The sequence below is a fragment of the Paracoccus sp. MC1862 genome (assembly GCF_016617715.1).
Taxonomy (GTDB): Bacteria; Pseudomonadota; Alphaproteobacteria; order Rhodobacterales; family Rhodobacteraceae; genus Paracoccus.
Window position 1 is genome coordinate 2,155,504 of sequence record NZ_CP067225.1, and the last position, 21,413, is coordinate 2,176,916.

A 21,413-nucleotide genomic window follows, 5' to 3' on the forward strand; every position below is an offset into this window, starting at 1 on the left:
GAGTGAGACTTGCGCCACTCGCGCATAGAGAACGTGGCGGCATCCCGCCCGGCCCGGCGCGACTAACCTTGTGATCTTGCAGGGTGACGGGGCATTCTCTAATGCTTCGGAAACCGCCGCACCCCTCGGATCAGGATACTCGTGGAACGTCGTCATTTCATGGGCACGATGACCGCCGCGCTGGCAAGCGGCGTCATGGTGCCGCGCCTCGGGCTGGCGCAGGCGGTCCCCGCCGCTTCCGAGCCCGTCCCTGTGGCCTTCGGCTTCGAGGAGGTGGCGCGGATCGCCACCGACCTTGCCCGCGCGGCCCATGTGGAACCGCCTTCCACGCTGGATCCGCCCTTCAGCGACCTCGGCTATGACGCCTATCGCGGCATCCGCTTCCGGCGCGAGGCCGATCCCTGGGCCGATATTCCGGGCTTCGGGCTGGACCTGCTGCCGCCGGGCATGCTGTTCACCAAGGCAGTGCGGATCAATCTGGTCGAAGGGGGCGTCGTCCGGCCGCTGGGCTTCGACCCATCGGTCTTCGATTTCGACGAGAACACCTTTCCACCGGATGCGGCGCAGATGCCGCCCGGCAACATGGGCTGGTCCGGCTTCCGCCTGCGGACGGTGCTGAACCATCCCGGATTCCTGGACGAACTGGCCGTCTTCCAGGGGGCGAGCTATTTCCGCGTCCTCGGCCGCGGCAACCGCTATGGCCTGTCGGCGCGCGGCCTCGCCCTTGGCACCGGCAGCCCCGAAGGCGAGGAGTTCCCCTTCTTCCGCGAGTTCTGGGTGCATACCCCCGACCCGGTGAACCAGTCGGTCACGGTGCACGCGCTGCTGGACAGCCCCTCGGTTTCTGGCGCCTTTGAATTCGTGCTGACGGTCGGCGACAACACGATGGTGGCGACCCGCGCGGCGCTGGTCCCCCGGCGCGACCTGGTGGATGTGGGCGTGGCACCGCTGACCTCGATGTTCTGGTTCGGCCCCGGCGACCGGGGCACATTCGACGACTATCGTCCCGCCGTCCACGACAGCGACGGGCTCGAGATGGTGACGGGCTCGGGCCAGCGCCTCTGGCGCGGCCTGAACAACCCGGCGACGCTGCAGATTTCGGCCTTTGCGGACCGTGATCCCCGCGGCTTCGGCCTGATGCAGCGCAGCCGCGACTTCGACGACTATCAGGACGCCGAGGCGCATTACGAACTGCGCCCCTCGGCTTGGATCGAGCCTGCGGAGGGCTGGGGCGAAGGGGCGGTGGTGCTGGTGGAAATCCCGCTGGACAGCGAGTTCCACGACAACATCGTGAGTTTCTGGAAGCCCGCCCAGCCGCTGCTGGCCGGGGTGCGCCATGATTTCGCCTATGGCCAGCGTTTCGGCGCGACGCCGGGCGACAGCTTCCCGGTGGCGCGGGTGCGCCATACGCGCTCGGGCCGCTCGGTCAACGCGCAGGGGGCGCGCAGCTTCTTCATCGACTTCGACCTCGACCTGTTCCGCGATCAGCCCGATCCGACCGCCGTGGTCAGCACCTCGGCCGGCAGCGTCGAGCATCCCTATGTCGTCCGCCTGCCCGACGAGGGGCTGCTGCGGCTCGCCTTCGAGTTCCGGCCCGACCGCGTTGACCTGGCCGAGATCACCGCCCGGCTGGAAGGCCCCGAAGGTCGTCTGAGCGAAACCTGGCTTCACCGCTGGACAAGGGGATGAGCGGTTGGACCGCACCGATCCCCCGCTTCTGACCGGCCTCGCGCGCCCGCCCGGGACCGCGCCGGGTGCCGCACCGGCCATGCCCGGGGCGCAGGCGGGCGGCTGGATCGGGCGGATGCCGCCGGTCCCGCCGGAAGCGCCGCTGGCGATGCCCTTGCAGGATTTCCGCGCGCCCCCGCCATCGGGGCCGCCGCGCCCGCCGGCCTCGGGCCGGGTGCTGGCTGCGCGGCTGCTGGCCTTCGGCGGGGCGGCCGCGATCGCCGTCGCGGGATGCTGGCAGATGATGGTCGCCTTCGGAGCCAACATCCTGCCGCTGCAATGGGCGCTCTTGGCCTTCTTCACCCTGACCTTCGGCTGGGTCGGCTTCAGCTTCTGCTCGCTGCTGGCGGGGCTGATCGCGCGCCCTCCCGTCACGCCCGCGGACCCCGGCGGGGCGCGGGTCGCCATCCTGATGCCGATCTACCACGAGGACACGGCCGACAGCCTCGGGATGCTGGGCGCGCTGGCCGACGAGTTGGCGCAGGCCGGCATGGCTGACCGGGCCGAGATATTCGTGCTGTCCGACAGCCGAGACCCGGATGTCTTCGCCGCCGAGACGCTGGGCATCGCCGCGCTGCGCGACACCTGCCCCCTGCCCGTCTGGTATCGCAGGCGGACCGACAACACCGGCCGGAAGGCCGGCAACATCGCCGAGTTCGTCCGCCGCTGGGGCGGGCGCTATGACCAGATGGTGGTGCTGGACGCCGACAGCGTCGTCAGCGGCGAGGTCGTCCGCGCCATGAGCGCGCGGATGACGGCAGATCCTGCGCTGGCCCTGATCCAGACGATCCCGGTGCTGGTCGGGGGGCAGACGCTGTTTTCCCGCGTGATCCAGTTCGCGGGCCGCGTCTATGGCCCGCCCATCGCGCGGGGTGTCGCCGCATGGTCGGGCGACAACGGCAATTTCTGGGGCCACAACGCGATGATCCGCGTTCCGGCCTTCGCCGCCTGCTGCGGCTTGCCCGAGCTTCCGGGCGCGCCCCCCTGGGGCGGCACCGTCCTGTCGCATGACTTCGTCGAGGCCGCGCTGCTGCGGCGCGCGGGCTGGAAGGTCCGTCTGGACTGGGACCTGCGCGCCAGCTACGAGGGCTGCCCCCCCACCCTGCTGGACATGGCCGTGCGCGAGCGCCGCTGGGCGCAGGGCAACCTGCAGCACCTGCGGCTGGTCGGCGCCCGCGGCTTCACCGCCATCAGCCGCGTCCATTTCGCCGTCGGCGTCCTCGGCTTCCTGATGAGCCCGGTGTGGCTGGCGATGATCCTCGTGGGCCTGGCGCTGACCGCCAACGTGATCCTGTCGCGGCCCGAGTATTTTCCACAAAGCTACCAGCTTTTCCCCGAATGGCCGACCTTCGACGCCCGCCGCATGGTCTGGCTGTTCGTCGCCGCGATGAGCCTGCTGCTGCTGCCCAAGTTCGTCGCCGTGGCACGGGCCTGGCAGCGGCCGCTGGCGGCCGCGGCGGGCGGCCGCTCACGCGTCCTGCTCAGCGCGCTGTTCGAAACCGTGATGTCGGCGCTGATCGCGCCCGTGCAGATGCTGATTCAGACGCGCCAGATCCTTGAAATTCTGCGGGGAAAGAGCTCCGGCTGGGAAAGCCAGGTCCGCAAGGGCTCAATGCCGCCCTGGGGGCTGGTGCTGCGGCGGCACGGCATCCATGTCGTCTCGGGCGTGGTGACGCTGGTGGTGGCGGTGTCGCTGTCGCCGGGGCTGGCGATCTGGCTGTCACCGATCCTCGCCGGGCTGATCCTGTCGCCGGCCATCTCGCGCTGGACCGCCTCGCCGGTCTTCGGCCGCTGGGCGCGGATGGCCGGGCTGCTGGTCACGCCCGAGGAACGGGTGCCGCCGCCCGTCATCGCCGCCAGCACCGCCCATGTCCGCCGCCTGCGCCCGGCGGTCGGGGACACGCCGCTGCTGGGCCGCGACCCGCGCGCCCGCGCCCGTCACATCGCACTGCTGCCGCCCGTGCCCGACGCGCCAGCGGCCGAGCGTCTGCCCGCCATCGCCGCCGAGGCCAAGATCGCCGCCGCCGCCTCGCAGGCCGAGGCACTGGCCTTCCTCGACCGCCCCGAGCGTGCCGCCCTGCTGTCGGACCCGCGCCTTCTGGACCGCTGGGCCGCGCTGCCAAAATGAGCCGGATCGTTTCGCTGGACATGCTGCGCGGCTACGCGCTGGTCTGCATCATGCTGAACCACATGCCGGTGGGCGTACTGCGGCAGTTCACCCTGACCAACTTCGCCGTCTACGACGCGGCCGAGCTGTTCGTGCTTCTGTCGGGTTTCCTCGTGGGCCTTGTCTGGATGAAGGTCGAGCGCGCCGAAGGCCGGCTGGCCGCGCAATGGCGCTTTGCCCGTCGCGCCGGACAGGTCTGGCTGGCGCTGGTCCTCGGCGGCATCCTGCTGGCGCTGCTGTCACGCGGGCTGCTGGAACTGGGTTTCCGCCACACCGCGATCTGGAACGAATACGCCCGCTGGATCATCGAGGTGCCCGTTGGCTATATCGCAACGCTGGCGCTGATGTGGCTGCAGCCGAACCTGCTGGACGTGCTGGCCCTTTACGTCATCGTCCTGGCCTTGGCACCGATGCTGGTGCCGCTGATGCTGCGCTGGCCGGTCGCGTTCTTCGTCGGCTCGGCGGCGATCTGGCTGATGGCCGTGCCGCTGAACGCCGCCCTGCCCAACCACCGGGTCGAGGGCGGGCTGCTGTTCAACCCCTTCGGCTGGCAGCTTCTGTTCCACACGGGCGTGGCGATGGGGGCCTTCCGCCACCGCTTCATGCCGGTCCTGCGCCGCCATGGCCGCTGGCTCACCGCCATCTCGGTGGCGATCACGCTTTATTCGCTGGCGATGGTCACGCTGTGGCGCCTTGGTCCCGAGGGCAAGCGATTGGCCGACATCATGTGGCACGCGGTGGGCAGCGTGGACAAATGGTCGCTGGATTGGGTGCGCTATGTGGCGATCATGGCGGCAAGCTGGCTGGTCGCGGTGCCGCTGTCGGACCTGTTCGCCTGGGCGGCGGGGACGGCCCCGGGTCGGGCGCTGGGGACGATCGGCAAGGGCGGGCTGGTGGCCTTTGTCGCCTGCGTGCTGCTGTCGGTCCTGGGCGACGCCATGGCGCTGAGCCTGCCCAAGGGCGCGGCGCGGCTGGGCGTGGACCTGTGGACCATCGCGGCGCTGTGGCTGACCGCGCATCTGTGGCTGCGCGAAAAGGCCCGCCGCATGGAACGACGCATCAAGGCAGGCTGATTTCCTAGTGTTCTGGTGGAGCCGAGGTCCACCGAACCTTTGCTTTCAGCCGTCCGATGCCATCCAGATATGCCTGCAAACACTAGCATATTCCTTCATCTGTAATCCGATAGTGTCTTGCAACGTCCAGCCATATCCCACATTGTGCGTGGGACAAACCGTGGGACGTGATTATGGCGAAGCTGACGGCAACAGGCATCAGGAACCTGACCACGCCGGGCAAGTATGGAGACGGGAACGGGCTGTTCCTTGTCGTCGCCGCGACGGGGGCGAAGCGTTGGGTGCAGCGCATCACCATCCGCGGCAAGCGGTGCGACCTAGGGCTGGGGTCGCTTTCGTCCGTATCGCTGGCCGAGGCGCGTGAACTGGCCGCGCGCAATCGCAGGGAGGCCGCGGCCGGTGGCGACCCCCTGCGGGACAAGCGCGAGGCGGCCGCCGTCCTGACCTTCGAGGAATCCGCGCGCGAGGTTCACCGGCTGCACTTGCCGACATGGCGGAACGTGAAGCACGGGCAGGACTTCATCACGTCGCTTGAACTGTATGCCTTCCCGCGCATCGGGCATCTGCGGGTTTCGGACGTGACCGCCGCCGATGTGCTTGGGGTTCTTACGCCCATCTGGACCGCGAAGCACGAAACCGCCCGCCGGGTGCGCCAGCGCATCGGCACGGTGCTGAAATGGGCCGTGGCGAAGGGGTGGCGGCAGGACAATCCGGCGGACGCCATTACAACCGCATTGCCTAAGGTGCCGAAGGTGAAGGCCCATCGGGTGGCGCTGCCATATGCCGAGGTTGCCGGTTTTCTGACCGTCCTTCGGGGGTGCGGGGCATTGCCGCAGACGCGCTGGGCAATCGAGTTTGCGATACTCACCGCCATGCGTTCCCTAGAAGTGAGGGACGCGACGTGGGACGAAATCGACTTGGACGCGGCAACCTGGACCATTCCCGCCGCTCGCATGAAGATGAAGCGCCCGCATCGGGTGCCGCTGTCGCCTCGGGCTATCGAGGTTCTAAAAGAGGCCCGCGACCTTTTCGGCGGTTCCGGCAGGTTGTTCCCGGGCGCGAAGAGAGGCCGCCCGCTTTCGGATGTGGCCCTGTCAAAGACGGTGAAGGGGCTGGGCTATCCGGTGGACGTTCACGGCTTCCGCACATCCTTCCGCACCTGGGCGCAGGACAAGACCACGTTTCCCCGCGAGGTCGCGGAAGCCTGCCTGGCGCATCTGGTCGGGTCCGAGGTGGAGCGCGCCTATTCCCGTTCCGACCTGTTCGACAAGCGCCGCCGACTCATGAACGCATGGGCCGGTTATGTGGCAGGGGAATCAGCCGGAAAGGTGGTGCGGATTGCGTAAGGAGCAATGGGTCGCAAGGTCTCGGTCGAGCAATTGCCATGTCGCCGTAGAGCTAACCCCGCACACTCCACCATCACCAACTTGGAGCCGAACAGTGATGCGTTGCACTCCAAAACCGAACAGTTCCGCAGGCCTTATTCCTACCGCTCAAACAACAAGGTGGGGCCGCAAGACTGACAGATTGCCTTCCGCACAACTGAGGAAATCGACCTGCTGCGCCGCTCGCTGAAGGCCTGAGGCCTCGCGGGCGCTTGACCGCGGTCGAACATCAACAACAATAGCACACACCGGGAACGCGCAAGACTTCGTGCAGTCCGGCAAGAGCACCCCCGCAGACGGGGCAATGCGCTTAAACAGGAAGGCCCGCAGCACTGGCGAAAGTGCTGCGGGCCGGGGTTGGAAAGACTTTGCCGGTCACTTCCAACCCCTTCCTGCCAAGAATCGGGGCCATCCGGCAAGCTGAATTACGCTTTGCGTATCTAGCCGGGTGGCCCGTCACAGGAACGAGGAAGGGCTTACCCGTGAATATCAGAATGATGCGCCTGCCGGATGTGGTGCAGGCAACCGGCCTTGGCCGCTCGACCATCTATGCCAAGGTGGCTGCTGGTGACTTCCCAGCCCCCGTGAAGCTGGGCGCGCGTGCCGTCGCCTGGCCGGAAGCCGTTGTTGCCGAGTGGCTGGCGAATCGGCCCAGCGCCCGCGCCGCCTGAAACGAGAAACCGCCGCCCGGACAAGGGGGCGACGGCGCTATTCGTTTCGGCGGTTCTGGATGCCCTGACCTATAGCGTCAGCCCCCTTTGCCGACAAGGCGAAGGACGCACGCACCATGACTTTCCAAAGGCAATGGCCCGCAAGGGCTTTCACCATCCGCTGCGAGGGCGATGCCCCTTGCTTGATTATCGCCAAAGGCCGCGACCGGTGGGCGCTTGAGGCGCTGATGGCGGCAGGCCCAAACGGTTGCACGCCAATCAACAACCCCGCCCCGCGCTGGGCGGCTTACATCCACAACCTGCGCGCCTTGGGCGTGGCAATCGACACCATCACAGAAAAGCACGGCGGCCCCTTCGCGGGGCATCACGCCCGCTATGTGCTGCGTTGCCATGTCACGGCAGGCCGTGAAGGCGGTGCCGCATGACCGCGCTTCGCATTGCCCTGCTGATGCAGCGTTACGGGCTGGACGCCGACCGCGCTGCGCTGCTGGCCGCCTTTATCTGGGGGTGCGGCCATGAGTGAGCGCGAACCGACGAACGCCGAACTGATTGCCGCCGCCGTTGGCATCGCCCTTGCCTCGCGCGACCTTATCAAGCGCACCGACCGCACGTCCTTCCGCGACGTTGGCCAGACGCTGGACGCATTGCACGAGGGCATGGCCGTCGCCGGGGGTTCCCTGTTGCACCTGGCCGAGCGGCTGGGCGTGCAGGCGGACGTGGACCGGCTGGTGAAGCAGGGACAGGACCGCATCGCCACGGTGCGCGCCTTCGCCGGGACGGAGGGCCGCGCATGACTGACGCGCGCGCCCTGACCCTCGCCCTTCGCGGCAAGTGGTATCGCACCTATGGGCTGGCCTGCTGTCCTGCGCATGGGGACCGTCGGCCCAGCCTGACGCTGGCCGATGCACCGGACGGGCGCTTGCTGCTGAACTGCAAGACCGGGTGCAGCTTCTTTGACGTGCTGACCGCCTTGCGGGACCGGGGGCTTCTCGACCGGCACGCCCGGCCCCAGCCGCCCAGCGCGTCCGAGATTGCCCGCCGCCGGGCCGAGGATGAGGCCGAGGCCGTGAAGCGGGAACGGCAGGCGCTGGCGTGCTGGAACGAGGCGCTGCCCGTTCACGGCACCCCAGCGGAAACCTACCTGCGGGGGCGGGGCATCACCTGCCCCCTGCCGGACAGCCTGCGCTTTCATCCCGCGTGCTGGCACGCATCCGCCAAGCGCCTGCCCGCAATGGTCGCGCGGGTGGACGGCTTGCCGCGACTGGCCGTGCATCGGACCTACCTGCGCCCGGACGGCACCGGCAAGGCCGAGGTGGACCCGCCCAAGGCGATGCTTGGCGCGGCGCTGGGCGGGGCGGTGCGACTCGCTGAGGCCGAGGGGCCGCTGGTGGTGGCCGAGGGCATCGAGACGGCCTTGAGCCTGTCCAGCGGCTTGTTGCGCGGCCCTGCAACCGTCTGGGCCGCCCTGTCCGCCCCCGGCATGGCCGGGCTGCGTCTGCCGGACGGTATTCCGCACAAGCTGACCATCGCCCCGGACGGTGACACGGCAGGCCGTGAAGCCGCGCACAAGCTGGCCGAGCGCGCATCCGCCCTTGGCTGGACCGTGAGCCTGCTACCTGCCCCGGATGGCCGGGACTGGAACGACATTCTCATGCTGAAAGGGGCCGCCGTATGAACGCGCCCGGATACTTCGCGCCCGAACCCATCCCCTTCAAGGCGCAATGGCCGGAAGCTGACCGCCGCTTCCTGCGCCCTGACCTGCCGTCCCCGCCGTCCCTGCCGCTAGCCGAGGTGCTGACGCCCCGCGCCACCGAATGGGTGGTAGCCACCGCAGAGGGGGCAGGCGCGCCCCCGGACTACGTGCTGGCGGCGCTGCTGTCCGTCACCGGCGCGACGATGGGGAACGCCCGCTGGGTGTCGCCCTGGCAGGGCTGGGCCGAGCCGCCAATCATCTGGACCATGTGCATCGGCAATCCGTCCGCCGGGAAAAGTCCGGCGATTGATGCGGTGCTGGCCCCGCTGCGCCGGGCCGAACGTCCGTTGCGCGAAGCGGCTCAAGCGGATTTGGACGCCTGGGAGAAGCGCGCCCGGCTGGCGAAGCTGGCGCAGGCCGTGTGGGAAAAGAAAGCCGCCGCCGCACTGGACAAGGGCAACCCGCCGCCACCCTTGCCGAAGGAAGCCGACGCCGGAACTGCCCCGCATATTCCCCGCCTTGTCGTGAACGATGGCACGGTGGAGCGGCTGGGCGTCATCGCGCAGGCTCAGCCCAAGGGGTTCCTGCAAATGCGCGACGAGCTGGCCGGATGGCTCTTGATGATGGAAAGCCGCAATGGCGGGTCAGACCGGGCGTTCTGGCTGGAAGCCTTTGGCGGGCGCGGCTTCACGGTGGAGCGCATGGGCCGCGCACCCCTGACCATAGGGCGGCTGACCATCGGGGCGCTGGGCGGCATCCAGCCCGACCGCCTGGCGGACCTGCTGACCAAGGCCAGCGACGACGGGTTGCTGGCCCGCTTCCTGCCGATCTGGCCCGCCCGCGTGCCGGTGCGCCAGCCTGAGCGGTTCGCGTCCGACGCGTTGGCCGATGCAGCCATGTCCCGGTTGACCGCCCTGCAGATGCCCTTGGGGGAGGATGGAGAGCCGCGCCCGTGGTTCGTGCCCTTCGATGATGCCGCGCAAGCCATGATGAACGATTGGCGGCAAACCTGCGCCGGATGGGAAGCCGGGGCCGAAGGGTTGCTTTTGTCCTTCATTGGCAAGCTGCCGGGTATGGCTGCGCGTCTGGCGCTGGTGCTGGCCGCAATCGGCCATGCCTTCGATGGGGAGCCGGACCCGGCCCAGCGCGGGATTGGCCCGGCCGAGTTTGGCCGCGCCTGCCACTTCCTGGACAGCTACGCCCTGCCGATGGCACGGCGGGCCTACGGGACGGCCAGCGTGCCGCAAGCGGAACGGGCTGCGCGGCGGCTGGTGGCGCTGGTGCGGGACATGGGCTGGGAACGCTTCACCGCGCGCGAGGTGCGCCGGATGCAGCGCGCGGGACTCGCAGGCATGGGGGAAATCAACCCGGCCCTTGCCATGCTTGAGGAAGCCGACCTGATCCGCGCCGTCACCGAACCTGCCGGGCCGAACGGGGGCCGCCCCTTGCGGCTGTTCATCGTCAACCCTTCGGTTCACGAGGCGCAGGCATGAGCCGCTGGCTTGAGGCGGCGCGTCTGGCCCGAAAGCCAAAGGCCAAAACTGACGAAACTGACGAAACCCCCGCGAAGGTTGAAGGTGCGGGCCAAGCAGCACAACACCAGCCGGTTTTGTCAGTTGTGTCAGTTTCGTCAGTCGGGCGGGAGCGCGAAACCGCGCCCGTCTGCGCGCCCCCTGCGCCCAGCGCCCCGGCTGTTCCCGTTCACGGTGGCATGGTGGCGACGTGGTGCGGCGTCTGGGTGAGCCGCGAGCAATGGGACGCCCTGTCCGACATGGATCGCCACGGCCCGAAAGGGCGGCTGTTCTGCGGCAAGTGCTGGCAATGGCAGGACCGCGACACAGCGCTTGCCTGCCTGAGCGGAAGGCCCTGCGCATGAAGCGACACAACGGACCCAAGGGGGCGGAACTGGCCGCCCGTCGCAAGGCTGCCGGACTGACCCAGCGCCAGCTTGCCGCGAAGGCGGAGGTTGGCCGGACGGCGGTGCAGTATTGGGAAGCCGCCCCGCATCTGGACCCGCGCGGCTGGGCGGTAGAGCGCATGGCCGAGGCGCTGGGCTGGTATATCCCGAGGCCGGTTTTCGGGACCGATACGCACGCGCGCGGGGGTGGGGTGTTATCGCCTTTCACGGATGTGGACGCCTGGGCCGCACGTCAGCTCGCCGCGTATCGGGAACGCGAGGCCCAGCGCGCCGCACGCCGCCGTGTCCCCTGCGGGGCCAAGACCCGCAAGGGCACGCCCTGCCGCAACAAGTCCGAGCCGGGCAAGCGCCGCTGCAAGTTTCACGGGGGGCTGTCCACCGGCGCGCGGACGCCCGAAGGCATCGAGCGCATCCGCGACACCCAGCGCCGCCGCTGGGCCAAGGCGCGGGACAAGTCAGTTTCCGCATCGACCGACAATCAGGCACCTGACCCGGCTGTGACCCGCGATTTATCAAAGGCCCCCGCCCATGCCCGCCCCTGACCCGCACGGCATCACCATCGAGGAACGCCCGCACGGCTGGGGTGTGCTGGTGGAAACCTTCATGCTGTCGGGACGCACGCAGCGCATGGCCCGCGCCAAGCGCATCCTGCGGAACCTGGCCGCGAATGGATGGGCGTGCCGCTGGTGCGGCGGCCCCGTGCCCGAGTTTCGCCGGGCCGATGCCTGCTACTGTGTCGAAGGCTGCCGCAAGCGCGCCGCCCGTTCCCGCCGAAAGGCGAAGGCCCGGGCTTCATTTCCAGACGCCGACGCGCGCGGGATAGACTGTTAGGGGTGGGGACTACGGACGTAGTGCGTGCCCATCCCGCGTCGGGCAGATATTGCATGCCCGACGCGCTTCATTCGAGCGACAAGTATTAACCCTTGCTGCGAACCCCACCGACCACAGGTTCGTCCGGCTCCGCACTGACCCAACGGTAGAGTGCGCCGCCGAGTACCCCGCCAATAAGAGGCGCGACCCAGAACAGCCAGAGCTGACCCAACGCCCAGCCGCCTACGAAGAGAGCAGGCCCAGTGCTGCGCGCCGGGTTCACCGAGGTGTTTGTCACGGGGATGCTGATAAGGTGAACGAGGGTGAGGCCGAGGCCTATGGCGATGGGAGCAAAGCCCATCGGTGCCCGGCCATGGGTTGCACCCATGATGATGAACAGAAACATCATGGTCAGCACCACCTCTGCCACCAGGCTTGCGCCTAAAGAGTAACCTCCAGGGCTGTGTTCGCCATAACCGTTAGCGGCAAACCCGGAAGTGACGGCATCGAAGTCGGGGGCACCATTGGCGATGAGGTAGAGCACGAACGCGCCCAGGATGGCACCAATTACCTGCGCCACGATATAAGGCAGAATCTGGGAGGCAGGAAAGCGCCCCCCGACCGCGAGTCCCACCGTTACAGCAGGATTGAGGTGGCAGCCTGACACGTGACCAATGGCATAGGCCATTGTCAGCACCGTAAGCCCGAAAGCCAGTGACACACCGAGAAGGCCGATACCGACCTCTGGAAATGCCGCTGCAAGCACAGCCGACCCGCAGCCGCCGAAGGTCAGCCAGAAAGTGCCAATCAACTCGGCTGAGTATTTCTGAACGTCTCTCATATCGCTCCCCGCGGATACCCGTATCCTCATCGCACTCAACACCCCGCCTGAAAGCGCTGTCAACTTTCGTGCTCCTGGCCGAACCCAAAAATGCCTCGGGCAAATGAGGGCAGCTACGCTGCCTGCCGGAGGCCCGCTTTCCTCCTTAGAAAACCTTAAGCTGCCGTGACCCCTTCACGGGGTATAAGTGGCTCTGATGATGTGACCGCCCCCCGACGGCATCTGATGTGCCAAGGTGGGTCTGCAACGATCCACAAAGGGGAGCGGTCATGTCGGAGATTATCACGGTCGGGCTCGATCTGGCGAAGAATGTATTCCAGGTGCATGGAACTGACGGCGCAGGACGAGCCGTTCTGCGCAAGAAGATACGGCGAGGGCAGGTGCTGGAGTTTTTCAGCCAGCTGCCCTCTTGCGTCGTGGCGATGGAAGCCTGTGGCGGCGCTCACTTCTGGGGCCGGGAAATTGGCAAGCTGGGGCATGAGGTGCGGCTGATCCCGCCGGCCTATGTGAAGCCGTTTGTGAAGCGCCAGAAGAATGACATGGCGGACGCCGAGGCCATCTGCGAGGCGGCTATGCGACCCACCATGCGCTTTGTTCCGGTCAAGAGCGAAGAGACGCAGGGCGCGGCAATGGTCTTCCGGGTCCGGGAGTTGCTGATCCGGCAGCGCACGCAGGCGATCAACGCATTGCGCGGCCATCTGACCGAGTTCGGTCAGATCGTGCCACAGGGAGCGGCCAACGCTGCGCGGCTGATCGCGATCGTGGAGGATCCGGATGGCGCTCTCCCTGCTGATGCCGTCCCCACGCTGAAGGCTTTGATCGCGGCACTCACGCATCTGGAGGCAGAGATCAGGAAGCTCGATGCCGAGATCGCCCGGCGCGCCAAGGAGAATGACGTCGCCCGGCGACTGATGACGGTGCCGGGCATCGGGCCGCTGATTGCCACGGCCATCGCTGTTCTGGCGCCGCCACCCGAGACGTTCCGCAAGGCACGCGACTTTGCCGCCTGGCTTGGTCTTGTGCCTCGGCAGCATTCGACCGGCGGCAAGCAACGTCTCGGAGCAACGACCAGAATGGGCGAACGATCCCTGCGACGCCTGCTGATCATTGGCGCCAACAGCGTGGTGATCAAACGTAACGTTCACAAGGAAGCGCAGCCCGGAACATGGCTGGGCAGCCTGCTGTTGCGCAAGCCACCGATGCTGGTGCGGGTGGCTTTGGCGAACAAGATGGCGCGGATCGTCTGGGCCTTGATGGCTCGGGGTGGCATCTACCAATCTCCGGTCGCAGCGGCGTAAGAGCGCCTAACAAAACCGCCTCTCGTGCGTTAGGGGACATGAGCAAGCCCCTTGTATCCGATGATCTGTGGGCGGCGCTGGAGCCGTTGCTGCCGAGGCCGCGGCCCAAGCCCCAGGGCGGCCGTCCCCGCTGCGATGACCGGCTGGCCTTGGCCGGCATCCTCTTCGTGCTCCGCTCCGGCATCCCTTGGGAGATGTTGCCGCGCGAGTTCGGCTGCTCCGGCATGACCTGCTGGCGCCGGCTGCGGGACTGGCAAGCGGCCGGCATCTGGGCTGGGCTCCACCGCATGCTGCTGGAGCGCCTATCGGATGCCGGACATCTGGACTGGAGCCGGGCCTCCCTCGACAGCGCCGCCGTGGCGGCCAAAAGGGGGGCACCGAGATCGGCCCGAACCCGACGGATCGCGGCAAACCAGGCACGAAGCGCCATCTTGTGGTCGACCGGAGAGGCACCCCGCTCGGGGTGCGCCTGAGTCCAGCCAACCGGCATGACAGCCTGATGCTGGCGCCCACCCTCGATGCCGTGCCGGGCGTGCGCCACGGTCGCGGCCGCCCGCGCAAGCGCCCCGACAAGCTCCACGCCGACAAGGCTTACGATAACCATCGTTGCCGGTCCGAATGCCGCGCCCGCGCGATCATGCCCCGCATTGCTCGGCGGACAGTGGACAGCAGCGAGAGGTTGGGCTGCCACCGCTGGGTCGTCGAACGAACGCTTGCCTGGCTCAACCGCTTCCGCCGTCTGACTATCCGCTATGAGCGACGCGCCGACATTCACGAGGCCTTCGTAATCCTCGGCTGCGCCCTCATCTGCCTCAACCAGATCAGAAGGTTTTGTTAGGCGCTCTAAGCCGCCGCAGATCGCGAGGACGTCGGAGCGGAAGAGGGCAAGGAGCAGTTTGGCGCAACAGTTGTGAGACGGGATCGGGAAAACCAGTGTGCAACAGAGTGCCTATGAGCACGCGGCTTTGATCTGGACCCGACCTTCGAACACCATACGGGCCCTGCGGCATGGATCGCGCCGCATCATGAGGCCGGACACATGTCAGCACCCGACAACGCGCCAAGATCAGCTTCAAAATCCCTCTTGCGCTTGGGGCGGTTACACATGTTGCACAAATCCCTTCAGTGACTCATGTCGTGAGTCAGCATGGTAGCTGGTCGACATGAGCAAACCCACACGCCTGACCTACAAGACCAGGAACTGGCCGGCCTACAATGAAGCGCTCAAGCGCCGTGGCTCGCTGACGATCTGGTTCGACCCCGAGATGAGCTGGGAGGCGGCTGCGACAGGTCGACGTGGCCGACAGCAGACCTACAGCGATGCCGCCATCCAGACTTGCCTTTCCATGAAGGTGCTGTTCGGCATGGCATTGCGGCAGACGGCAGGGTTCGTCGAGAGCCTGCTTCGCCTGATCGGCCTCGACTGGACGGTGCCTGACTTCAGCACGCTGTCGCGGCGCCAGAAGACCCTGGCCGTCAACATCCCGTATCGGGGCTCCAAGGGACCTCTGCACCTGCTGGTCGACAGCACCGGGATCAAGGTCGAAGGCGAAGGCGAGTGGCACGCCCGCAAGCATGGCGGCCCGAAGCGGCGTATCTGGCGCAAGATTCACATTGGGATCGACGAGGAAACGCTAGAAGTCCGGGCCATCGAGATCACCGGGAGCCACATCGGTGACGCCCCGGTCCTGCCAGATCTGCTCAACCAGATCCCGGCGGACGAGGAGATCGGCAGCGTTACGGCTGACGGTGCCTACGACACCCGCAAGTGCCACGATGCGATCGCCGACCGCGGCGCTCACGCCGTGATCCCGCCCCGCAGGAACGCAAAGCCATGGAAGGCTGTCACGGCCGGGGCCGCGGCGCGCAACGAGGCTCTGCGATCTGCGAAATACCTGGGCCGCACGCTTTGGCGAAGATGGAGTGGATACCACCGCCGGAGCCGCGTCGAGACGAAGATGCATTGCGTGAAACTTCTGGGGCAACGCCTCATGGCGCGGGACTTCGATCGTCAGGTCGCCGAACTTCAGGTCCGGATTGCCGTCCTGAACGGCTACACCGCGCTCGGCATACCCGTCACTGAAGCTGTGGAATGAGTCTGTCCGGGGAAAGGGGGAACAACGGCCATCAGACCATTTGTGCAACATGTGTAACCGCCCCAAGCGCAAGAGGGATTTTGAAGCTGATCTTGGCGCGTTGTCGGGTGCTGACATGTGTCCGGCCTCATGATGCGGCGCGATCCATGCCGCAGGGCCCGTATGGTGTTCGAAGGTCGGGTCCAGATCAAAGCCGCGTGCTCATAGGCACTCTGTTGCACACTGGTTTTCCCGATCCCGTCTCACAACTGTTGCGCCAAACTGCTCCTTGCCCTCTTCCGCTCCGACGTCCTCGCGATCTGCGGCGGCTTACGCCGCTGCGACCGGAGATTGGTAGATGCCACCCCGAGCCATCAAGGCCCAGACGATCCGCGCCATCTTGTTCGCCAAAGCCACCCGCACCAGCATCGGTGGCTTGCGCAACAGCAGGCTGCCCAGCCATGTTCCGGGCTGCGCTTCCTTGTGAACGTTACGTTTGATCACCACGCTGTTGGCGCCAATGATCAGCAGGCGTCGCAGGGATCGTTCGCCCATTCTGGTCGTTGCTCCGAGACGTTGCTTGCCGCCGGTCGAATGCTGCCGAGGCACAAGACCAAGCCAGGCGGCAAAGTCGCGTGCCTTGCGGAACGTCTCGGGTGGCGGCGCCAGAACAGCGATGGCCGTGGCAATCAGCGGCCCGATGCCCGGCACCGTCATCAGTCGCCGGGCGACGTCATTCTCCTTGGCGCGCCGGGCGATCTCGGCATCGAGCTTCCTGATCTCTGCCTCCAGATGCGTGAGTGCCGCGATCAAAGCCTTCAGCGTGGGGACGGCATCAGCAGGGAGAGCGCCATCCGGATCCTCCACGATCGCGATCAGCCGCGCAGCGTTGGCCGCTCCCTGTGGCACGATCTGACCGAACTCGGTCAGATGGCCGCGCAATGCGTTGATCGCCTGCGTGCGCTGCCGGATCAGCAACTCCCGGACCCGGAAGACCATTGCCGCGCCCTGCGTCTCTTCGCTCTTGACCGGAACAAAGCGCATGGTGGGTCGCATAGCCGCCTCGCAGATGGCCTCGGCGTCCGCCATGTCATTCTTCTGGCGCTTCACAAACGGCTTCACATAGGCCGGCGGGATCAGCCGCACCTCATGCCCCAGCTTGCCAATTTCCCGGCCCCAGAAGTGAGCGCCGCCACAGGCTTCCATCGCCACGACGCAAGAGGGCAGCTGGCTGAAAAACTCCAGCACCTGCCCTCGCCGTATCTTCTTGCGCAGAACGGCTCGTCCTGCGCCGTCAGTTCCATGCACCTGGAATACATTCTTCGCCAGATCGAGCCCGACCGTGATAATCTCCGACATGACCGCTCCCCTTTGTGGATCGTTGCAGACCCACCTTGGCACATCAGATGCCGTCGGGGGGCGGTCACATCATCAGAGCCGGTATAAGTTGCACGGTAAAATAGGGCGATTTAGAGGCGCAGGGCGGGCCGCCTGATAAACAAACAAAAGGAAATCAAGCGCATGGGGTGATGCCCTGGGGCTTGATTTCCGGGCGCCTTCAAGGGGCTGCGCCCGGCAGAATCGCGCACCTTTTTTATCGCGGTTTAGCGCAGGCGCAGGATGCCGCCGGTCAGGGCTGCAAGAGCGGCTGACTTTCAGCCGCCCCCGCCGGATGGAGGCAGGCGAGAGCGCCCCCCATAAAAAGAGAGGGGGCCAAATCGGTTCGCCCGCGCGCCCCTTCCCTCTACACTGAAAGCAGCCCTGAAAGGGGGGTATCCCCGGTTCGGCATCGCCGCAGCCCGCCTTGCGCGCGCGTAAGTGGAAAACCTGTGTTAGCGTTCATGGTGCAGGACGCAGCCGGTCAGGGCTAGGAGGGCGCCAGACTTTCAGAACCCCCAGGCTGGGCCATTTGTGCAAGCCCTACCCACTTTGCCGAGCAGCTTTCGGTGAAAACGCAGCTGGGTCGCCGGTCAGAGGGACAGGGCCGGGGGCTTAAACCTGACAGGGCGCATTGCACGATAAGGGGGCCGAAGCCCCCTCTTGCAAGTCCCTGACGTGGTTGCCGTCATTCGGCCGGGTGATGCCGCGTGCTGGGCTTGTCGAGCGATTTTTCTTCCCGGCGCAGCACAAGGACGCCGATGCCTGCGACCGCAAGCGCGATGACGGGGACGATGAACTCAAAGAGTGTCATTCCTTCACCTCTCTACGCAGCCTGCCTAGAATGTAGTGTGGAACGCCGTGCATTGCGAGTCCGGTTCCCGTCCACCAGGCCGTTGCCCATGACGCATTGGTGAGGCTGTCCGCCAGCGGGCGCAGGACGGCAAAGCCGATCATGCCGATGCCCAGCGCGTTCATGAACCCGGCAAACAGCTTCACCCGCTCGTTATAGGCGGCAAGCGCGTCCCATTCTGTCACCATGCAACCCCTCCTTGCAGCGCCCGTTTGTGCCCGGTCATATACCCCGGCCAACCAAGGGGACGCCATGACGCCGCACGCCTTCATCGCCAAGTGGCGCAATGTCGAACTGAAGGAGCGCAGCGCATCGCAGGCGCATTTCCTGGACCTCTGCCGCCTGCTGGACATTGACGATCCGGTGACGGCCGACCCCAAGGGCGACTGGTTCACCTTCGAGAAGGGAGCAACCAAGACAAGCGGCGGGGAAGGCTGGGCGGACGTGTGGCGACGCGGCTGCTTTGCCTGGGAATACAAGGGCAAGCGGAAAGACCTGAAAGCCGCCTTTGCCCAGCTTCAGCAATATGCCGTGGCGCTGGAGAACCCGCCGCTGCTGATCGTGTCGGACATGGACCGCATCCAGGTGCACACCAACTGGACGAACACGGTCCAGGAGGTCCATGACATCGCCCTGGACGAACTGGCCGACGCGGCCAAGCGCGACCTGCTGAAAGCCGCCTTCACCGACCCGGACCGCCTGCGGCCCGCCAAAACCCGGCAAGGACTGACCGAGGAAGCCGCTGGCCGCTTTGCCGCCCTTGCTATGAACCTGCGCCGCCGGGGGCACGAGGCCCATGAGGTTGCACATTTCGTCAACCGGGTGATCTTCTGCCTGTTTGCCGAGGACGTGAACCTACTGCCCGACCGCATGTTCCAGCGGATGATCGAACACGCCCAGCGCCAGTCGCAGATGTTCCAGACCCATGCCGCGACCCTGTTTGCTGCGATGCAGTCTGGCGGCATGATCGGCTTTGAACAGGTGGAATGGTTCAACGGCGGCTTGTTCGACCATGCCGAGGCCCTGCCGCTGGAAGCCGAGGACGTGAACGAACTGCTGGCTGCGTCCCGGTTGGACTGGTCGGAAATCGACCCCTCGATCATGGGCACACTGTTCGAGCGCGGCCTTGACCCGGACAAGCGCAGCCAGCTTGGCGCGCATTACACAGACCGCGACAAGATCATGCAGATTGTCGAGCCGGTCATCATCCGCCCCCTGCTGGCGGAATGGCAAACCGCGCAGGCACAAATCCGCGCCGCGCTGGACAAGGCGGCCGCGGCGCGCAGCCCCGCCGCCCGCACCCGCGCCCACAAGGAGGCCGAAGGCATCAAGGAAGCCTTCCTTGAACGGCTGGCGAATTTTCGGGTGCTGGACCCCGCCTGCGGATCGGGCAACTTCCTGTATCTGGCGCTGCTGTCGCTCAAGGACCTGGAACACCGGGTCAACCTGGACGCCGAGGCGCTGGGTCTGCCGCGCGGCTTTCCCCGCGTCGGACCGGAGTGCGTGTTCGGGATCGAGCTGAATCCTTATGCGGCCGAGCTGGCGCGGGTATCCGTCTGGATTGGGGAAATCCAGTGGATGCGCCGCAATGGCTTCGAAGCCGCGCGCAACCCGATCTTGCGCCCGCTTGCGACCATTGAGAACCGCGACGCGGTGCTGGGACCTGACGGCGCTGCCGACTGGCCCACGGCCGATGTCGTCGTGGGCAACCCACCATTCCTAGGGGGCAAGCGCCTGCGGGCAAACCTAGGTGATAACGAGGTGGAGCGGCTTTTTGCGGCTTACGCGGGAAAGGTGCGCCCCGAGGCCGACCTCGTACTTTACTGGGTCGCCAAGGCTGGTGCGTTGATCCGGGAAGGGCGTCTGTCTCGCGCCGGATTGGTGGCTACCAACTCGATCCGGGGCGGCGCAAACCGGGCGACGCTAGAGAAAGCAATCGTTGGAGGACGCATCTTCAATGCATGGGAGGATGAGCCTTGGGTTCTGGACGGTGCGGCGGTTCGCGTATCGATGATCTGCTTCGATGGAGGCGGGGAAGGCCCAATCCATCACAACGGCGAGGAGGTGGAGGCAATCCACTCTGACCTTACGCCTCACCGCAAAGGGATAGCGGCGGTGGACCTGACGGCGGCCACTCAGCTTAGCGAGAACGCGGGTGTGGCGTTCATGGGCGACACCAAAGGGGGCGCGTTCGACGTGCCTGGCGAACTAGCGCGCAAGTGGTTGAGCCGGCCTCTTAATCCCAATGGGAAGCCGAATGCGGAAGTGCTCAGACCCTGGATAAACGGCATGGACGTAACTCGGCGCTCATCTGGGAAGTGGATTATAGACTTCGGCTGGACGATGACCGAAGCCGATGCAGCGCTCTACGAAGCGCCGTTTTCATTTGCCGAAGCCCACGTCAAAGCGGAGCGAGTAGCTAGGCAGGACAGGGGTTATGCAGCCCGTTGGTGGGTGCATGAGCGACCGCGACAAGACTTCTGGGCGGCATCGGCAGGGCTTGCGCGTATTATCATAACACCTCGTGTTGCCAAGCACCGGCTGTTCGTTTGGCTTGACGTCCGCACTATACCCGATTCCGCGATTATTGCCGTAGCCCGCGATGACGACACCACTTTTGGCATACTGCATTCCCGCTTTCACGAACTCTGGTCGCTGCGGATGGGCACCTCGCTTGAGGACCGCCCTCGCTATACTTCCTCAACCACCTTCGAAACCTTCCCCTTCCCAGAGGGGCTGGCCCCCGACATTCCCGCGGCCAACTATGCCTCCGATCCGCGCGCGCAGGCCATCGCCGCCGCAGCCACGCGCTTGAACGAGTTGCGGGGAAACTGGCTCAACCCGCCCGACCTGGTACGGCGCGTCCCCGAGGTGGTCCCCGGCTATCCCGACCGCATCCTGCCCGTGGATGACAAGGCGGAACGGGAACTGAAGAAGCGCACCCTGACCAACCTCTACAACGTCCGCCCGGCGTGGCTGGACCACGCGCACAAGGATCTGGATGCCGCCGTGGCCGAAGCCTACGGCTGGGGCAATGACTGGCGTGAGGGCAAGCTGACCGACGACGAAATCCTTGCCCGCCTGTTCGCCCTGAACCAGACCCGCGCAGCATCCCACAAACCTGACAAAACCTGACTTGCCACGCTGCATGTTGGCGGCACTCTGGCGAGTGGGATGCCTCACCTCAGCCAGGGCGGGGCGTTCTGGTGCCGGAGTGGCCGCTTGGCCGTGAGAAAATCAAAGGCGGGAAAGATAATCCGCGCATGAGGTCGGCACGGGTTTCCGGCAAGCGAATCTGACCTTTTTTCACCCTGGCCGCGGACAAGCAGTCCTGCGGTCCCTTGTGCAAGGCCTACCCACCTTCCCGAGCAGCTTTCGGTGAAAACGGATCGATACCGCCGGTCACGGAAGGGGCAGGGGCGCTTAAACCTGGGCGGGTTATCGTCCGGCAAGATGCAGCAAAATCCGCTACCATCCGGCGCGTGGTGTGGGATAAATTGTGGGATGTCACGCATCTAGGCACA

General features: G+C 66.3%; 20 protein-coding genes. 16 read left to right on the forward strand and 4 right to left on the reverse strand.

The genetic code is table 11. The features are described from left to right. Positions 1–141 precede the first annotated feature (141 nt). From JGR78_RS10625 to JGR78_RS10680, 12 genes are all read left to right on the forward strand, one after another. Positions 142–1,689, forward strand: a complete 1,548-nt coding sequence (locus tag JGR78_RS10625) for a glucan biosynthesis protein (RefSeq protein WP_234450717.1) — start codon at positions 142–144, stop codon at positions 1,687–1,689. A gap of 4 nt (positions 1,690–1,693) precedes the next feature. After that, positions 1,694–3,856, forward strand: coding sequence for a glucans biosynthesis glucosyltransferase MdoH (gene mdoH / locus JGR78_RS10630; RefSeq protein ID WP_234450718.1), 2,163 nt, complete (start codon positions 1,694–1,696; stop codon positions 3,854–3,856). Then, positions 3,853–4,968: an OpgC domain-containing protein gene (gene opgC, locus JGR78_RS10635; protein ID WP_182804689.1), complete on the forward strand. Its 1,116-nt coding sequence runs from the start codon at positions 3,853–3,855 to the stop codon at positions 4,966–4,968. The genes mdoH and opgC overlap by 4 nt, the downstream gene beginning before the upstream one ends. A 173-nt stretch (positions 4,969–5,141) precedes the next feature. Then, positions 5,142–6,314, forward strand: a complete 1,173-nt coding sequence (locus tag JGR78_RS10640) for a site-specific integrase (RefSeq protein WP_182804691.1) — start codon at positions 5,142–5,144, stop codon at positions 6,312–6,314. A gap of 521 nt (positions 6,315–6,835) precedes the next feature. After that, entirely contained in the window at positions 6,836–7,024 is a 189-nt protein-coding gene (locus JGR78_RS10645) for an AlpA family transcriptional regulator (RefSeq protein WP_234450719.1), read from the forward strand. A 182-nt stretch (positions 7,025–7,206) separates the two neighbouring features. Next, entirely contained in the window at positions 7,207–7,449 is a 243-nt protein-coding gene (locus JGR78_RS10650; RefSeq protein ID WP_234450720.1) for a hypothetical protein, read from the forward strand. 90 nt (positions 7,450–7,539) lie between these two features. Then, positions 7,540–7,818, forward strand: coding sequence for a hypothetical protein (locus tag JGR78_RS10655; RefSeq protein ID WP_182804696.1), 279 nt, complete (start codon positions 7,540–7,542; stop codon positions 7,816–7,818). Further along, positions 7,815–8,699: a toprim domain-containing protein gene (locus tag JGR78_RS10660; protein WP_182804698.1), complete on the forward strand. Its 885-nt coding sequence runs from the start codon at positions 7,815–7,817 to the stop codon at positions 8,697–8,699. The genes JGR78_RS10655 and JGR78_RS10660 overlap by 4 nt, the downstream gene beginning before the upstream one ends. After that, positions 8,696–10,210, forward strand: a complete 1,515-nt coding sequence (locus JGR78_RS10665; protein WP_182804700.1) for a DUF3987 domain-containing protein — start codon at positions 8,696–8,698, stop codon at positions 10,208–10,210. The genes JGR78_RS10660 and JGR78_RS10665 overlap by 4 nt, the downstream gene beginning before the upstream one ends. Beyond that, positions 10,207–10,593, forward strand: coding sequence for a hypothetical protein (locus JGR78_RS10670; protein ID WP_182804702.1), 387 nt, complete (start codon positions 10,207–10,209; stop codon positions 10,591–10,593). Before JGR78_RS10665 ends, JGR78_RS10670 begins: the two co-directional genes overlap by 4 nt. Continuing rightward, positions 10,590–11,177 (forward strand): helix-turn-helix transcriptional regulator, encoded by a 588-nt coding sequence (locus JGR78_RS10675; protein WP_182804705.1) that lies wholly within the window; start codon positions 10,590–10,592, stop codon positions 11,175–11,177. The genes JGR78_RS10670 and JGR78_RS10675 overlap by 4 nt, the downstream gene beginning before the upstream one ends. Next, positions 11,164–11,466 carry a hypothetical protein gene (locus JGR78_RS10680; protein ID WP_182804707.1) on the forward strand — a complete coding sequence of 101 codons (303 nt, stop codon included), beginning with the start codon at positions 11,164–11,166 and terminating at the stop codon, positions 11,464–11,466. The genes JGR78_RS10675 and JGR78_RS10680 overlap by 14 nt, the downstream gene beginning before the upstream one ends. 85 nt (positions 11,467–11,551) lie before the next feature. Here JGR78_RS10680 and aqpZ read toward each other — a convergent pair whose 3' ends face one another. Next, positions 11,552–12,286, reverse strand: coding sequence for an aquaporin Z (gene aqpZ, locus JGR78_RS10685; protein ID WP_182804709.1), 735 nt, complete (start codon positions 12,284–12,286; stop codon positions 11,552–11,554). 269 nt (positions 12,287–12,555) lie between these two features. Here aqpZ and JGR78_RS10690 point away from each other — a divergent pair, with 269 nt between their 5' ends. The 3 genes from JGR78_RS10690 to JGR78_RS10700 all read left to right on the forward strand — a co-directional run bounded on the left by JGR78_RS10690 (position 12,556) and on the right by JGR78_RS10700 (position 15,680). Next, complete coding sequence (locus JGR78_RS10690) at positions 12,556–13,584, forward strand: IS110 family transposase (protein ID WP_200559299.1); 1,029 nt, start codon at positions 12,556–12,558, stop codon at positions 13,582–13,584. 38 nt (positions 13,585–13,622) lie between these two features. Continuing rightward, positions 13,623–14,422 (forward strand): IS5 family transposase gene (locus tag JGR78_RS10695; protein ID WP_200559300.1). Its coding sequence is split into 2 segments (ribosomal slippage): positions 13,623–13,956 and positions 13,956–14,422, totalling 801 coding nucleotides; the frame shifts between segments, so codons are not numbered across the junction. Positions 14,423–14,747: 325 nt separating this feature from the next. After that, entirely contained in the window at positions 14,748–15,680 is a 933-nt protein-coding gene (locus tag JGR78_RS10700; RefSeq protein ID WP_200559301.1) for an IS5 family transposase, read from the forward strand. A gap of 309 nt (positions 15,681–15,989) precedes the next feature. Here the strand turns inward: JGR78_RS10700 and JGR78_RS10705 are convergent, their stop codons facing one another. From JGR78_RS10705 to JGR78_RS10710, 3 genes are all read right to left on the reverse strand, one after another. Continuing rightward, entirely contained in the window at positions 15,990–17,018 is a 1,029-nt protein-coding gene (locus JGR78_RS10705; RefSeq protein WP_200559299.1) for an IS110 family transposase, read from the reverse strand. Positions 17,019–17,724: 706 nt separating this feature from the next. Beyond that, a complete protein-coding gene (locus JGR78_RS18440; RefSeq protein ID WP_255434890.1) occupies positions 17,725–17,850 on the reverse strand; it encodes a hypothetical protein in 126 nt (41 codons plus the stop codon). Then, positions 17,847–18,077: a hypothetical protein gene (locus JGR78_RS10710; RefSeq protein ID WP_182804932.1), complete on the reverse strand. Its 231-nt coding sequence runs from the start codon at positions 18,075–18,077 to the stop codon at positions 17,847–17,849. Before JGR78_RS10710 ends, JGR78_RS18440 begins: the two co-directional genes overlap by 4 nt. A gap of 343 nt (positions 18,078–18,420) precedes the next feature. On the opposite strand from JGR78_RS10710, the gene JGR78_RS10715 reads away from it, so the two are divergent. After that, positions 18,421–21,024, forward strand: a complete 2,604-nt coding sequence (locus tag JGR78_RS10715) for a class I SAM-dependent DNA methyltransferase (RefSeq protein ID WP_234450721.1) — start codon at positions 18,421–18,423, stop codon at positions 21,022–21,024. The last annotated feature ends 389 nt before the right edge of the window (positions 21,025–21,413 follow it).